Source organism: Streptomyces sp. NPDC057253, from assembly GCF_042669125.1.
GTDB lineage: Bacteria > Actinomycetota > Actinomycetes > Streptomycetales > Streptomycetaceae > Streptomyces.
The window spans coordinates 8881-22268 of record NZ_JBHUXV010000137.1 but is presented as its reverse complement, the minus strand read 5'-3'; the positions used below and the strand labels follow the sequence as shown (position 1 = coordinate 22268).

13 protein-coding genes and 1 pseudogene are annotated in these 13388 nt (G+C 70.1%); 5 read left to right on the top strand and 9 right to left on the bottom strand.

Annotation, left to right across the window (positions count from 1 at the left end; genetic code table 11):
* Positions 1-8 precede the first annotated feature (8 nt).
* From bet to ACFULQ_RS41905, 6 genes are all read right to left on the bottom strand, one after another.
* Positions 9-1148: a phage recombination protein Bet gene (bet, locus tag ACFULQ_RS41930; protein ID WP_383555001.1), complete on the bottom strand. Its 1140-nt coding sequence runs from the start codon at positions 1146-1148 to the stop codon at positions 9-11.
* A complete protein-coding gene (locus tag ACFULQ_RS41925; protein WP_383554998.1) occupies positions 1145-1444 on the bottom strand; it encodes a hypothetical protein in 300 nt (99 codons plus the stop codon). The genes bet and ACFULQ_RS41925 overlap by 4 nt, the downstream gene beginning before the upstream one ends.
* Positions 1441-2337, bottom strand: a complete 897-nt coding sequence (locus tag ACFULQ_RS41920) for a hypothetical protein (RefSeq protein WP_383554996.1) — start codon at positions 2335-2337, stop codon at positions 1441-1443. Before ACFULQ_RS41920 ends, ACFULQ_RS41925 begins: the two co-directional genes overlap by 4 nt.
* Positions 2338-2419: 82 nt before the next feature.
* Positions 2420-3226 carry a BN159_2729 family protein gene (locus ACFULQ_RS41915; RefSeq protein ID WP_383554993.1) on the bottom strand — a complete coding sequence of 269 codons (807 nt, stop codon included), beginning with the start codon at positions 3224-3226 and terminating at the stop codon, positions 2420-2422.
* Positions 3223-3825: an RNA polymerase sigma factor gene (locus tag ACFULQ_RS41910; RefSeq protein WP_383554990.1), complete on the bottom strand. Its 603-nt coding sequence runs from the start codon at positions 3823-3825 to the stop codon at positions 3223-3225. Before ACFULQ_RS41910 ends, ACFULQ_RS41915 begins: the two co-directional genes overlap by 4 nt.
* A gap of 75 nt (positions 3826-3900) precedes the next feature.
* Complete coding sequence (locus ACFULQ_RS41905) at positions 3901-4395, bottom strand: hypothetical protein (RefSeq protein WP_383554988.1); 495 nt, start codon at positions 4393-4395, stop codon at positions 3901-3903.
* Between the two features lie 232 nt (positions 4396-4627).
* Here ACFULQ_RS41905 and ACFULQ_RS41900 point away from each other — a divergent pair, with 232 nt between their 5' ends.
* The 3 genes from ACFULQ_RS41900 to ACFULQ_RS41890 all read left to right on the top strand — a co-directional run bounded on the left by ACFULQ_RS41900 (position 4628) and on the right by ACFULQ_RS41890 (position 6957).
* Positions 4628-5053 (top strand): helix-turn-helix domain-containing protein, encoded by a 426-nt coding sequence (locus tag ACFULQ_RS41900; protein ID WP_383554985.1) that lies wholly within the window; start codon positions 4628-4630, stop codon positions 5051-5053.
* A 221-nt stretch (positions 5054-5274) separates the two neighbouring features.
* Positions 5275-5502, top strand: a complete 228-nt coding sequence (locus ACFULQ_RS41895; protein WP_383554982.1) for a hypothetical protein — start codon at positions 5275-5277, stop codon at positions 5500-5502.
* Positions 5503-5517: 15 nt separating this feature from the next.
* Positions 5518-6957 (top strand): tyrosine-type recombinase/integrase, encoded by a 1440-nt coding sequence (locus ACFULQ_RS41890; protein ID WP_383554980.1) that lies wholly within the window; start codon positions 5518-5520, stop codon positions 6955-6957.
* A 307-nt stretch (positions 6958-7264) separates the two neighbouring features.
* On the opposite strand, the gene ACFULQ_RS41885 is transcribed toward ACFULQ_RS41890, so the two are convergent.
* Positions 7265-7594 carry a DUF6344 domain-containing protein gene (locus ACFULQ_RS41885; protein ID WP_383554978.1) on the bottom strand — a complete coding sequence of 110 codons (330 nt, stop codon included), beginning with the start codon at positions 7592-7594 and terminating at the stop codon, positions 7265-7267.
* Between the two features lie 340 nt (positions 7595-7934).
* Between ACFULQ_RS41885 and ACFULQ_RS41880 the strand changes: the two genes are divergently transcribed.
* Both ACFULQ_RS41880 and ACFULQ_RS41875 read left to right on the top strand, forming a co-directional pair.
* The gene (locus ACFULQ_RS41880) at positions 7935-8063 is read left to right on the top strand and encodes a DLW-39 family protein (RefSeq protein ID WP_003999697.1); all 129 of its coding nucleotides are present in this window, start codon (positions 7935-7937) and stop codon (positions 8061-8063) included.
* Between the two features lie 377 nt (positions 8064-8440).
* A complete protein-coding gene (locus ACFULQ_RS41875) occupies positions 8441-9805 on the top strand; it encodes a hypothetical protein (RefSeq protein ID WP_383554975.1) in 1365 nt (454 codons plus the stop codon).
* Between the two features lie 1689 nt (positions 9806-11494).
* On the opposite strand, the pseudogene ACFULQ_RS41870 reads toward ACFULQ_RS41875, so the two are convergent.
* Together ACFULQ_RS41870 and ACFULQ_RS41865 are read right to left on the bottom strand one after the other, a co-directional pair.
* Positions 11495-12392, bottom strand: a pseudogene (locus ACFULQ_RS41870) (serine/threonine-protein kinase); the annotation flags it as partial.
* A gap of 263 nt (positions 12393-12655) precedes the next feature.
* Entirely contained in the window at positions 12656-13204 is a 549-nt protein-coding gene (locus ACFULQ_RS41865; RefSeq protein WP_383554973.1) for a helix-turn-helix domain-containing protein, read from the bottom strand.
* Positions 13205-13388: the final 184 nt, after the last annotated feature.

Here is a 13388-nt window from a genome sequence, read left to right as displayed (position 1 = left end):
GTGGTGAATCAGGCGTTGGCGAGGGCTTCGCGCTCCAGGCCGTGGACCATCTCGGCGAAGTCGGCGGCCGCGGTCTCGCTGCGCTCCCCGAAGTTCGTGAGGGTGTCGAGCAGGGTCTGCGCCTCGGCCTTGGTGAGTTCGTTCGCCGAGTTGATGGAGCGACCGATGATGGCTGCGGTCGCCCGGAGCCGTTCGGCGCGCAGGTCCTTGGCTCCGAGGCCGACCTTGGTGAAGCAGGCGTGCATCATCCGCATCTGTGGCGCGGTGACGGGCTCCGGCGCCTGGTCCTGCTCTGCCTCGGCAGCGGGCGCCGACTCGCTCCTGGTCTCGTCGACGACCTCACCGTCCACGATGTCTGCCGCGCCGCCGTCGGTCTCAGTGGCCTTCTGGCGACCGACCTCCGCGATCTGCGCGAGGTACTCGGGCCCGGCACCTTCCTGAGCTGCTGCCCGGTAGAGCTGACGTACGGCTTCGGCGTCAGCCGCGGCGTTCGCCTCGTGCAGGTAGTCCCTGCTGGGTGCCGTCGCGGGAGCGGTCTGGGGAGGTGCCACGTTGTCTGCCTGAGCCATCTCCTCGGCCGTGTAGACCCCGGCGAGATCATGGGGGAAGGCCTTCCGGAGCGCCAATGCCTCCGCGCACTTCGCGATCTGACCGGCGGGCATCTTGGCCCAGAGACCCTTGGGGTTGCCGTCCGGGAACGTCTGCACGTACTCGCGGAAGGTAGCGACTGCGGAGAAGCGCTCACCGTTGCGGATCACGGTCGCCTTCGCGGCCGCGGGCGGCGCGTCGGTGAGCCAGACGTCCCGCCACCGACCAGAGGCGTCGCACCACACGGTGTCCTCGTAGCCGTAGGTGCCACCCGTCTGGGCAGTCACGCGCTGGGCGATGACGCGGTACCCGTCGATGCCGGTCTGCGGCGTGTAGACGTCCCGCCCCTCCTTCTTGCTCCACCGGCCGATCAGGTAGATCTGGCGGGAGAAGGGGTCCAGCCCAGTTCGCTGGCACAGGTGGAGGAAGCCGGACAGCTCGGCGGCCGTCACCTGGTCCTTGATGCCGGACTGGCGGAGGACCGCGGCCTGTTCAGGGGTCCAGATGGTCTGGTCGGGGCGGATGGCGAGGGCGCCGCCCTGCTTGGCGATCTCGGTCATGACGTGCTCCGGTTGTTGCGCGGGTTCGGGACGATGGGGCGGAACGGGGCCGCGGCGAGGTGACGGAAGGCCTTCACGACGCGCATGGAAGCGCTGTACTCGCGCTGCTTCCGACGGAAGGCCGCGCCGGTGTCGGTCTCGGACCGGCGGAACTTGCCGTCGAGCTGCTTCTCGACGGCGTCCGCCAGCTCGGTGCCGGTCTCCTTGCGGAGCTCGGCGAGCAGCTCGGCGGCCTCGCCCGGGCGAAGGGACTGACCAGCGGTCAGGGCCTGGTAGGCCCGGCTGTAGGCGCTCACTCGTCGGCCTCCGGGTCGTACTTGGAGGCGATCTCCAGGGCGGTCACGACGTAGCCGGTCGGGTTCTCCTCGCCGTCGAGTTCGGCGACCAGCTCGGCGACGCCGTCCTCCTCGTCGGCGATCCAGTCGAAGGTCGCGGTGGGGAGGTCGCGGCGGGCGTGGATCTCGCAGTGCTTCCGAGCCTCGGCTTCCGTCGTGTACCGGCCGAGGGGCGCGGTGTCCCACTGGGCGCGGTAGATGACCAGCGCAGGAGCCTCGCCCTGGTTTTCCTCGCGGAGGGCCTGTGTGGGGGCGAGGGTGCGCGTCAGCCGGTCCGGCTTGATGGGACCGAGGTCAATCCACCCCTCGTCCCATTCCTCCGAGCGCTGGGCGATCGACGCCCACGGTTGGCCGGCGCCCGGCTGCTCGAACCCGAAGGCACGCAGCGCGTTCTCCTTCGACGGGTGGCTGGCGACGCCTACGCACTCGAAGTTCGGGCAGTCTTCCGGCGCCCGGAACGGGAGGTCGCGGGTGTAGAGGCGGCCCGAGCGGAAGAACTCGGTCGGAGTGGCTTCGGCCACCGGGCGGCGGCTGCTCTTCTCCGGGGCCAACTCGGGCCCAGCTGGCATGGGAAGAGCACCCAGCAGGTCGACAGCGCTCTCGACGTCCGTGATCGGCTCCCCGACGAACCGGGCTTCCACGCGGGCCCCGTTGTCCGTGAGCTCGCGGCGGGCCTCGAACGCACCAGCCGGCGAGTAGGCCACGAACACGCGGAGCCCTCGGCCTTGCTGGATCGCCCGCACGATGGAGGCTGCGGACTCTCCGGAGCTGTACTCGCCGACTTCCTGCCACGCGCCGGGGTTGGCGCGGCAGAGGGAGGCGACCATGACGTGGTCGACGTTCTTGCGCTTCATGCGGTCTCACCGCCGTCCGGGATGCAGGCGGCGACGGCCACCAGGACGGTGCCGAGCGTTGCGGCCAGGGCTGGAATCCACATCACGAGCCCTCACCACCCTGGGCACCCGTCATGACGGGCGTGACCTGCTGTGACGGGGCGCCAGTGACGGGCGTCAGCGGCCCCGACAGGCGCACGATGTTCGCCAGGGTGCACCGCTCCGGCCGACCGTCCATCGACAGCAGCGGCATCCCGTCGCCCGTCCGCACCCCCTGGTAGAACCAGGTGTCGCCCTGCGAGTCGTGCTGCGGGAGCGCGAGGTCGTAGACGATGCCCTCGAACTCGAACGGCGCCTTCGCGATCCTCAGCGCGTGCGCACGAGCCTCAGGCAGGTCGTACGCCACGACCCCGACACTGACCCCGTCGCGGTGACCATCACCGGCCACCATGTAGGGGAGAGCCGTCTCCTTGTCGTGCTGGATCCCGAAGTACCGGCGCCACTCGGCCCACTGGGACTGATTGACGATGTGCAGCGAGACCAAGATGCGGTTGCCGTCGAGCTGAAGGTTCTGGAACGACGGGTGCTCGCTGACCTGCCGCTCGATGGCGGCCGCGACAAGGCGGGCCCGCGTGCAGGACTGGTCCCAGGCGATGGCCTGCCGCTCCAGTTCGGTGCGCTCCGGGGCGGCCTGGGCGGGCTGAACACGTGTCGGGAGGTCCGACTGCGGGTGTTCGCGGGGACTGTCGGCCGCCATCCGGCGCTGTAGGACTGCGCCGAACGTCCGCTCGGGGTCTGTCAGGAGGCCGGCGCCGTCGAGGGCGTGGGCGATGGCGGCCGCCGGGTCGTTGCCGCTGGACGCGATCGCAGCACGGATGACCTTGACCGCGTGGGGGAGGTTCTTGTTCATGCCGCCGCTCCCGACTCCGCGAGAACTGCGCGCATGTTGACCATGGCCCGGAAGGTCAGGGTCTTCACCGCGCCCTCGCTCCGGCTCAGCAGGACGGCGACCTCCGGGACCGAAAGCCCCTGGATGTAGCGCAGCCCGATGCACTCACGCTGCTTCGCGTTCAGGGCCTTCATCGCCACCGCGACGGCCTGGGCCGCCTCAACAGCCTCCAGGTCGCGCAAGGCTCCGGACTCCGCGGTGCATGCCTGTTCGTCCGCCTCGAAGAACTCGCCGATCGGGACTTCCAGGCGGGTACGCCCCGCCTTGCAGTGGTCCGTGTGGATGTTGCGGGCGATGGTCACGAGCCAGCCCGCGAACGAGCCGTCGGCACGCGCCGTGAAGCTGTTGATGCGGCGCAGTGCCCGGACGAAGACCTCCTGGGTGAGGTCCTCCGACAGGTGCCGGTCCCTGGTCCGGAGGAAGAGGTAGCGATACACCTCGTTGCGGTGCTCGTTGTAGAGGGTGGCGAAGGCGTCGCGGTCACCCGCGGTGGCCCGGGCCACCAGGGCGGCCGTGAGGCCTCCCGAGGCGTTGATCTTGGCGTTAGCCTGTGCAGACACCAGATCTCCTTTGACGTAGGGGTTTTCGGGTGTGGGGGTCGTCCCGGGTCGCATCCGGGGCGGCCCCGCGGTCTTTCAGCCGACGGGCTGCCGCATGCCGGCCAGCACTGCGTGCGGGTCGAACCGGCGGGAGCTGCCGACGTAGATCAGGCCGGGCCAGCGCTCGCCCCGCTCCTTCGCCTCCTGGATCTGCTTGTCGATCCAGCTCATGGACTTCCGCAGGAAGCTGGACAGCTCCTGCTGGTCCATCAGCCGCTCCGGCAGCTCCGGCCGACGAGATTCGATCTTCGATCTACGCGTAGATGTAGATTCTGAGGTCAAATGAAGAGCGTCGTCCGCAAAGAGGTCGTCGACCTCCCGGTTGAGGGCGGCAGCGACGAGGCCGGCGGCATGGTCACTGCACTCCTCACGGGCGGACTTCCCTCGGCCGACAATGAAGCCGACCATGCTGCGGGATAGCCCCTGACCTGCCGGATCGACTTCCTTTGTGCGGGCGGCGAGGCGCGGGATGTCCAGCTCGGCCGCCGTCATGGCGGCCCGCAGCGGGGCACCCTTTTCCAGTCGTCGCATGGTGAACCTCCGGCGCATGGCCGAATTGGATGAGCACCGCAGATCCGTCTGACCTGCGGGATCTACAATCTACGTGTTGATGTGTATCGAGTCAAGGGGGGTGTGCAGGGGTGTCGTTCCGGTGCAGAGGGGCGCATAGGGGTCCTGTAGATGCCCCTAGGGGGCGTCAAATACAGGTCATCGATCTGCGATCTACTTGCGGATGTAGACGGCGATACACGATCCTTCTACCGTGACCAGCCACCAGCACGACCCCGGAGAGCACGGCCCCGCCGAGGACCCCGCTCGCGCCGGCGAGGACCTGGCGGCCCTGCTCAGACGCCTCGTTGAAGAGAAGCCAGACAAGACGCCGAAAGACCTCGCCACCGAGGCCGGCGTCTCGTACGCGACCCTCAACGCCTGGATGAACCGCACCCGCGGCACATCCAGGATCAAGACCGAGACGCTGCGCGACCTCGTCCGAGTGCTCCGCGACAAGTGGGGCCTCTCGGTCACTCCGGCGGAGATGTTCGCCTCGGTCGGGCGCGCGGTGCCCGGTGGAAGTGACGAGGAGCGCGAGGCTCGGCTGCTCCGCATTTATCGCGAGCTGCCAGTCGACAAGCAGCGAGACGTACTGAAGTACGCGGATGCGCTACTCACGGTAAGTCGCGCTTCGTGACACAAAGTAAGGGTTGCCTTAGTGAGGGCGACCTGTTTTTTTGCGGTGAAAAGGGGGTGATAGTCCGTATTCCGCTAGGCGAAACAAACCTCATTTTCTATCCCAAACGATCTACACACGATGCACACGCGTAGGTACGATCGGTCACCCGCTGTCCTCCCGTAGCGGCACCCAGCAACGACGCCATGCCCTGGGGGACATCTGTGTGCATCCGCATTGCCGTGGTCGATGAACTCCCGACGATCGCCATCTGGGACCCAGACGAGGTAGAGATCCTCGTATCCAGGGGCACCCACCCTCACGACCTGATCAGAGAACTGCACGCGATCCTCGCGACTGACCTCGGCGCACCCAATCTCCCAGGCGCCGGCCTGCTCTGCTTCTGTGGCGAGCCCGTGGAACTCCCCCTCGCGCTCTCCCCGGTCACCGTCGGCGCACCGACTCTCTGATCAGGAGACCGCACGATGGTGCGCAAGAAGCCGGCCGCCGCCGCGGCCGCCATCAACAACCCTCGGCCCAACCCGTCCATGCGCTGCGGATGCCCACCGTGCCTCAAGCGGTACCCCGGCGACCGCCCCGCCGCCGACGAACACACCGGCTCGTGGGAAGCCCGCTACACCGACCCCTCCGGCAAGGACCGCAGCAAGACCAAGCCGACCTACGCCGAGGCCGTCGCCTTCCTGGAGCAGACCCGTACCGAGATGCGGCAGCGGACGTGGATCGACCCAGCCCGAGGAGAGATCACCCTCGGGGCCTGGTGGAAGCTGTGGTGGCCGACCCAGACCAAGGGCGAGACGCGCATCGAGCACTGGACGCAGTCCCAGCTGCGTGACGAGGGAATGTGGCGCAACCACATCGCGCCCACCTTCGCCGGCGTCAAGCTGTACGAGATGGAGTGGAGGGAGACCCAGCTCTGGGTCAACGCCCTGCACGACGAGAACGGCGGCCCGCTCGCGGCCTCCTCCGTGACGAAGTGCTTCCAGGTCCTCGACCGCATGCTGGAGGACGCGAAGAGGGACCGCCGGATTCCGTTCAACCCCGCTGAGGGCGTACGGCTACCGACGATCAAGAAGAAGCACCCGGAGGACCGGCGGCCGCCGTCGTACGCACAGCTCTGGCTCATCCGGCAGAAGCTGCCCGACTACTTCCACGCTCTACTGATCGTGGCGCAAGAGACCGGGCTCCGGTTCCAGGAGCTCGCCGGGCTGCGCTGGTGCTGCGTCGACTTCGAAGGCCGGCGGATCCATGTCCGCGAGGTCCTGGTGGAGCCGCGCGGGAAGATCAAGCGCAAGGCGTACCCCAAGTCGGATGCGGGCCTTCGCACGGTGCCGCTCACAGGGCTCGCCGCGCGGGTGCTGAAAGACCTCTGGGCAGAGGAGAGCGCCGAGGGCACTCCGAGCAGGGCTGCGTCGGAACCGCAGGACGGATTGCGCGAGGACGAGCTGGTGTTCCACGGCCGGAACAAGGTCCGCCGCGGGACCAAGCAGCTCGACGGCGTGGGGGAGGCGTACCGAGCTCCCCTCCGCAGGAGCGCATTCTGGCGGGCGTGGACATCGGCGATCGATGCGTCCGGAGTCGTGCGGAAGAAGGTGCGCAAGGTCAAGGTGCGCGTGGTCGACGAGACGACCGGGCGGTCCCGGACGGTAGAGCAGGAGCGGACGGACTGGTGGCCTGACTTTCACGACACTCGTCACGCCTTCGCGTCCCGGCTTCACGATCGAGGAGTGCCTGAGGTGATCACTCAGGAGATCCTCGGGCACGAGCGGGCCGGAGAGGTGACGTGGATCTACACGCATGCGGCCGCGGACTACGCGGGCCAGGTGCTCGCCGCGTTGGAGGACGGCAAGCCAGGGGTCGAGAAGCGGAAGTCTGGTCGCCGCTTGAGGGCGGTGCCGGCGGCTTGATCAACCCCGGTGCTATCCCGGAATTACCCCGGGGACTCCTTACGCCGCACAGGGGCGGGGCGGATCTGCACTGGGTAGAAGATTGTAGATTCTGGTTTCCGTCGCAGGTCAGGTGACCTGCGGAGATCATCTGCTTAGGCCTGAATCCTGATAAGGATGAGGCCACAGGTTCAAATCCTGTTAGCCCCACCAGACTCGAAGACCTTCAGCCGGATCCGGTTGGGGGTCTTCGGCGTTTCGGGGTGCACTTCGGTACGGCTTTTCGGTACGGCGCTGTAGCGGCGCGATGCGTTGTACGCGCGTGGTGTCAGACACAGTCGGCTGGTTCGGCCGATTCCGTCCCGGTCTCCGTGTCGGCGTCCGCGGGGGAGCGGTGGCGGCAGCTGGGGGTCTTGCCGTGGGCCTCGGCGCGGATGCGCTGCTTCATCGTGGGCGGCAGGGCTTTGACGTAGGACCAGAGCCCGTGGGACACCACCGGCGGCGCCGGGTGCGCCGCGGCGCTGTTGCTGTTGCGAGCCGGCTGGGTCTGCGGTACGGCCGCGGCGGCGGTCGTGGTGATGAGTCCGAGCGCCGTGAACAGCGCGAGGAAGGCGGTGATGACGGCGGTCCACAGGTTCATGACCTTGTTCTGGGCCATGGTCCCTCACTTTCGGGCTGGGGCGATTTGCGTACTTTCCTCATGATGTGTATGGGCGTCGCGAAAGCACGGACCGTGGCCTGTGGCGCGTCGATCTTCAGATGAACACCACACGGATGGGTGCAAGGCAGCCGAAAAATGGAAGAATCTGGGCGAGAGGTGCCGAAGTGACCCTGCGTGGAGATGTGATCACCCTCTGATCGGAGGTGCGTACTCCGCTTCTACTGGGCTGTTCCGGGCGGGAGTTGAGGCCCCCGACGCAGGTCACCGATCGGTATCGGTCGGTGTGTATAGTCGGGCGCCAGAGGTCCCCTACGTCAACGAAAGACGAGGTCGCGCGGTGAAGAAGCTTCTCCTGGTCGCACTGGCCGCCATCGGCGGGCTCCTCGTGTACCGCCAGATCCAGGCGGATCGCGCCGAGCAGGATCTGTGGACGGAGGCGACTGACTCCGTGCCCACGGGTTCGTGAGTACCGAGATTCGATTCTGAGCAGACCCCGGCCGTGGTTGCGGTCGGGGTTTTGTGTTGTCGGGGGCGGGGGCGGGGGCGGGGGCGGGGGCCGGGGCCGGGGCCGGGGCCGGGGGCCGAGGCCGGTTGCCGGAGGGTTTCGGACGGCCGTACGGATTGTGGGGGTGGGCGGCGGCAGGGCGGGGCAGGATGGGCGACGGTCGGCCGGCGGGGCGGCTCGTCGGCAGGACGGGCCACGTCGGTCGGCAGGACGGCTCGTCGGCAGGTTGCCTGGGCGGCTGGTCCGCAGGCAGCTCGGTTTGCGGGTCGGTCGGTCGTATGGGCGATCGCTGGGCGGGTCATCTGAGCTCGGGCGCGGGTACGGAGGGGTGGCGCGGGATGGGGCGGCGTACGGCGTGGTGGCGGGTGGCCGTCGTGGGAGCGGTGCTGGGTGCCGTGGCCGGTGCGTCCGGGGCTTCGGTCCTCGCCGCCTCCGGCTCCCCCGCCCAGTCCCCCTCGCCTTCTTCCTCCGCTACGGCCTCCTCGTACGCCTTCGCCGCAGGCGCCCCGTCGGTCACGGGCACGGTGAGCACCGCGGACGCCGAACTTCTCGAACCCGGCACGACGTACCGGAGTTCGCTCCCGAGCGAGGGCAAGGTCTACTACCGCCTCGATCTCGACGGCACGTCGACCGTGTACGTGGCCGGTACCGCCGTTCCCCCGTCCGACGCCCCGGTCACCGCCACGGAAGGCGTCAGGGTGACCGTGCAGGACGCCGACGGCCGTGCCTGCTCCGCGCCGGACACCGCCACCATCGGCGCCGGCCGCAGCCCGCGCCCCCTCACCGCGTGGGGCGCGCGGGCGCTCCCGTCGAAACGGTCGCTGTGCCGGGGCGCCGGGACGTACTACGTCGCCGTCGAGCGGGTGCTGCGCACCGAGTCCGTGCCGGGCGACTGGGACCTGGAGCTGGCGCCGGTCCTGGAACCGCGGCTGCGGCAGGCCGGGGCGAGCAGCGCGCCCGAGTCCTGGGACTCCGCCACGCCCTCGCCTCCCGGCGGCGGGGCCGTGCGGGTGCGGGGTGGTGGGGGCTTCGGTTCGGCGACCGCGCTGGAGCAGGGGGTCTGGCGGGAAGACGTACGGCCCGGACAGACGCTGTTCTACGAGGTGCCGGTCGGCTGGGGGCAGCAGGTGTACGCCACCGCCGAGCTCAGCGGTGACAGCTCCGGCGGAGCGGGCGGGAACGGCCTGGTGCCGGGGGCTGTGAATCTGGCGCTGTACAACCCCGTGCGCGGCCTCGTCGACGACACCAGCATCAGTTACAGCGGCAGCCAGAGGTCCGGTGCGCTCGCCGCGGTGCCGCCGGTGGGGTACGACAACCGGTACTCCCTCTCCGGGCGGGTGAGCGGGATGCGGTTCGCGGGGGCGTACTACCTCGTCGTGCATCTCGCTGCGCGGGTCGGCGAGGAGTTCGGTGACGGGCCGCTTGGGCTGACGTTGAGGGTGCGGGTGAAGGGGGAGGCCGGGGGCGGGCCGGGCTATGCGGGGGAGTCCGAGCCGGCGGCGCTTTTCCAGGTGGGGCTTGGTGGGCTTGGCCCGTCGTCGGGGGATGGGGCGGCTGTGGGCGGTGGGGGCGGGGACGCCGGGGGTGGCGGGGGCGCCGGGATGAAGGTGGTGGCCTTCGGGGGGATCGGGGCGGGGACCCTGGTGTTGGTGGTTCTCGGGGTGTGGGTTGTGGTGGGGCGGCGGGGGGCTGCGGGGGTGTAGGGCGGGTGGTCCCCCCGGGCGGAGGCTGGGGGTGGGGGCGGTGCGGTTCTTCGCACTTGAGGGGTTTGTGGAGCGCGTCCGGGGTGGGCGCGCTTTTTTTGGCTTGTGGGTGGATCAGGGGCGGTCGTTCTCAGATCTGGGTGAGGGCCCAGAAACCGACTGCGTAGCAGGCCAGGGCCAGGAGCAGGAGGGGGATCGCCGCCTTGGCGGGTGGGCCGCTGCGGCGTGCTCGGCGAATTGGCCGAGCGGGAGGCGGAACCTGTGGGGACTGAGCGGTGTACGAAGCAGTAGAGGCATCGGCGCGGGGCTGGTGCGGGGGGAAACGTGGGGCGTGAGGGTGGGGGGAGGGCAGGACGTGAGTGGGGGGTGTCGGGTCGTGCGGGGAGACGTAGGCGGGGTGCGCCTGCGCCTGTGGGCGGGGTTGGTGTCGGTGTTCCTGGAAGTTGCCGGGTTCCGACATCGAGGGCGGCTCTGCGGGAGGGGGTGGGGTGTGGTGGGGGGACCAGTAGGTGTCGGAGCCTGTACCGGGGTGACCGGCTTCCACGCCGCTGCTCGGAGGGGCGGCGGGGGTGTTGGTGCCTGGTGTGGAGGGCGCGGCAGCTGGAGGGGGTGGTGGGGCCGTTGGGGTGGCTTGCTCGGGCCAGGGCCCAGGGTTCGCTCGTTCCCCTCCAGGCCAGGGCGTGCCGCCTCTCGCTTCGGACTGGGACGCGGCCCCACCCGGCCCACCAGGTGGGAAGGGACCGGACCCAACTCCGCCGCCGTGCCACGAGGGGGCATCGCCGGCCGCTCCACGAGGCTGCGAGGACCCGCCGTTGCCCTCGCCGAACCAGGAGGACGCCCCGTCCGGCTCCCCGGGCCGGGAAGCCGCCCCGTTCGGGTGGCTGGGCGAGGAAGCCGCCCCATCGACCGCACCAGGCTCAGCACCGGCACCGTAGCCGGGCCAGGAAGCGCCCCCTTGCCCACTTCCTCCAACACCCCCGGAAGATGCTCCGTTCGCTCGCCCGTCCCCGGAAGGCGCCCTGCCTCCGGACGCCGACCAGCTATGGGGATGTGCGCCGGCCCCGGGAATGCCCTCGCCCTGCGAAGGCGCCCCGCTGCCGAACGGCACTCCGCTTTCGGGCGGCGCCCAGCCCTCGTGCGGCCCGTCGTTCCCGAGTCCCCCCGCACCCTCGGACGACGGCCGGTTTTGGGACAGCCCTCGGCTCCCGCGCGCCCCCTCAGCCATGGAGGGCCTCCCATCCCGGGAGGGCCAGTCGCTGCCGGAGGGCGACTCACTGCCGGGCGGCGACCAGTTCTCGGACAGCCCCCCGCTCCCGCGCGCCCCCTCAGCCGAGGAGGACACCCCACCCCCAGAGGGCCAGTCACCGCCGGACGGCGACCCGCTCTCAGGCGGTCCCTCGCTCCAGTGCACCCCCGCGCCCCCGGAGGGCCCCTCGCCTTGGTGATACGCCCCGTCGCCAGGCGTCGCCCAATTCTCGACCTGTCCCCCGCTCGCAGGTGCGGCCCCGCCGGCCGACCCCATACCGCCGACCGACCCCCCGCCGCCAACCGACCCCCCGCCGCCGACGGACCCCCCGTCACTCCCCCAGAACCGCGCTCCACCCTCCGCCGACCCAGCGCCCCCCTCTCCCGCCCGGAGCCGCACCGCACCCCCCGTCCCGGTCTCTGCGTTGCGCGTCCTGCTCGGGTCCAGGCCCGGTGCTCGTTTCAGGGGGCCCTGGGGGGCGAAGCCCGGGGGCAGGGGGCCGAGTTGGTCGAAGATTTCTATCGACTCGTCTTCGGGGCCGGGCTCCGGGAGGAGTTCTCGGGCGGCGGCAAGGGCTTTGCGGGCCCCTGTGGCGGTGCGGAAGCGGGCCTGGGGGTCTGGTTGGAGGAGGGAGGCCACGACCTGCCAGAGCGGCTCGGGGACGCTCTGGGGCGCGGCTGGGGTGCCGTGGGCGGCGAAGTACTGGATGAGTGCCTTGGCGTCGGGCTTGGCGCCCTCGAGGAGGTACAGCGCGACCAGGCCGACGGCGAACAGGTCGGCGGGGAAGTCCGGTTCCGCGCCCATCATCTGCTCGGGGGCGAGATAGCCGGGCGTGCCCACGACGAGGTTGGTCTCGGTCAGCCGCGGTTCGCCCAGCCGCATCGCGATGCCGAAGTCGGACAGGCGCAGCCGGGGGCGCCCGGTGCCGGTCGCCTCGAGCAGGATGTTGGCGGGCTTGATGTCACGGTGGACGACGCCTTCCGCGTGCACCGCGGCGAGCCCCGCGAGGAGTTGGTCGAGCAGGGTGCAGACGAACGCGGGGGGCAGGGGCCCGTAGTCCCCGATCAGGTGGACCAGCGAGCCGCCGGAGACCAGGTCCATGGTGAACAGGACCTTGTCGTCGTCGGCGGCCCAGCTGGCCGGCGCGAGGACATGGGGGTGGTCGATCCGCAGAGCCTGTTCGCGGACGAAGCGCAGCAGGGAGTGCGCGTCGCTCTGCAGCAGGACCTTCGCGGCCACATAGCGGCGGCGCCGGTGGTCCCAGGCACGCCAGACTGCGCCGACGCCTCCGCGTCCGATCGGGTCGGCCAGTTCGTACCGGCCGGCGAACACCTCACCCATGACTGCGCGTCGCTCCTCCCCCTGCGGTTACCCCCCTTGCTTCCCCCTGGATGAGCGATACGACCCCTCGTGGCCTCCCGGATGAGAGATACGACCCCGTGTTCCTCGTCTCCTCGGCGGCCGACACACCCCCGTGTGTCACCCGTCGGCGAGAAGCGCGACCCCCTCGCGCTCCTCAGAGGCGCCCGCACGACACCTCGCACGGCACCTCGCACGGCCCCCGGCCCGGCTGCCGAACCCCCTTCGGCGGCCGGGCGGGCGGCTCAGTTCTGGTGGGACTGGTAGTGCGTGACGGCGTCGGAGGTGCGGCCGGCGCCGTAGACCCGGAGGAACTCTGCCAGTTCCGGGTGGGTCGGGGCGAGGGTGTCGGCCGCGTCGATGATGTCTCCGGCGGCGGCCACCGAGCGCAGCAGCGACTGGATCTCGCGGACGACCCGCTTGACCGTCGGCGCACCCGAACTGCTGGTCGTGGTCGTGGCGTTGCTGAGCACCGAGCCCCCCTGCGACTTCTTGATCTCGTCCATCCGCTCGGTCGCCTCGGCCGCGCTCACGCTGCCGTCGGCGACCTGCCTGGCCAGGTCCTGGAGCAACTGCACCCGCTGGACCACGGCGGGATTGCCGATCTTCGCCCGCTGACCGCTCATCAGCTGGGACAGCATCGGCGCGGACAGTCCCAGTACCCCCGCGAGACGAGCCTGGTTGAGGCCGAGGTCGTCTATGAGCTTACGGAAGAGCGCCCCCAGCGGCTCCCCGTACCAGTTCCGCTGAAGTTCCCGCGCTCTTGCGGTCGCTTCCTGTTGTGCGGCGTCCATGTGCGTCTCCCCATCGCTTCCCCAAAAACCGCAGTTCGCTCCAGCGAACCACGCCGAGCATCTTACGGAGCGTGGTCGTTTCCGGGGACCCCCAATCATTTGTGAGATACGGGGGGCGACCCGGTACTCTTGTCTGCGGCACCCACCGGTGCGTGCGCGTTCCGGTCGGAAGCCGCTCCAGGGG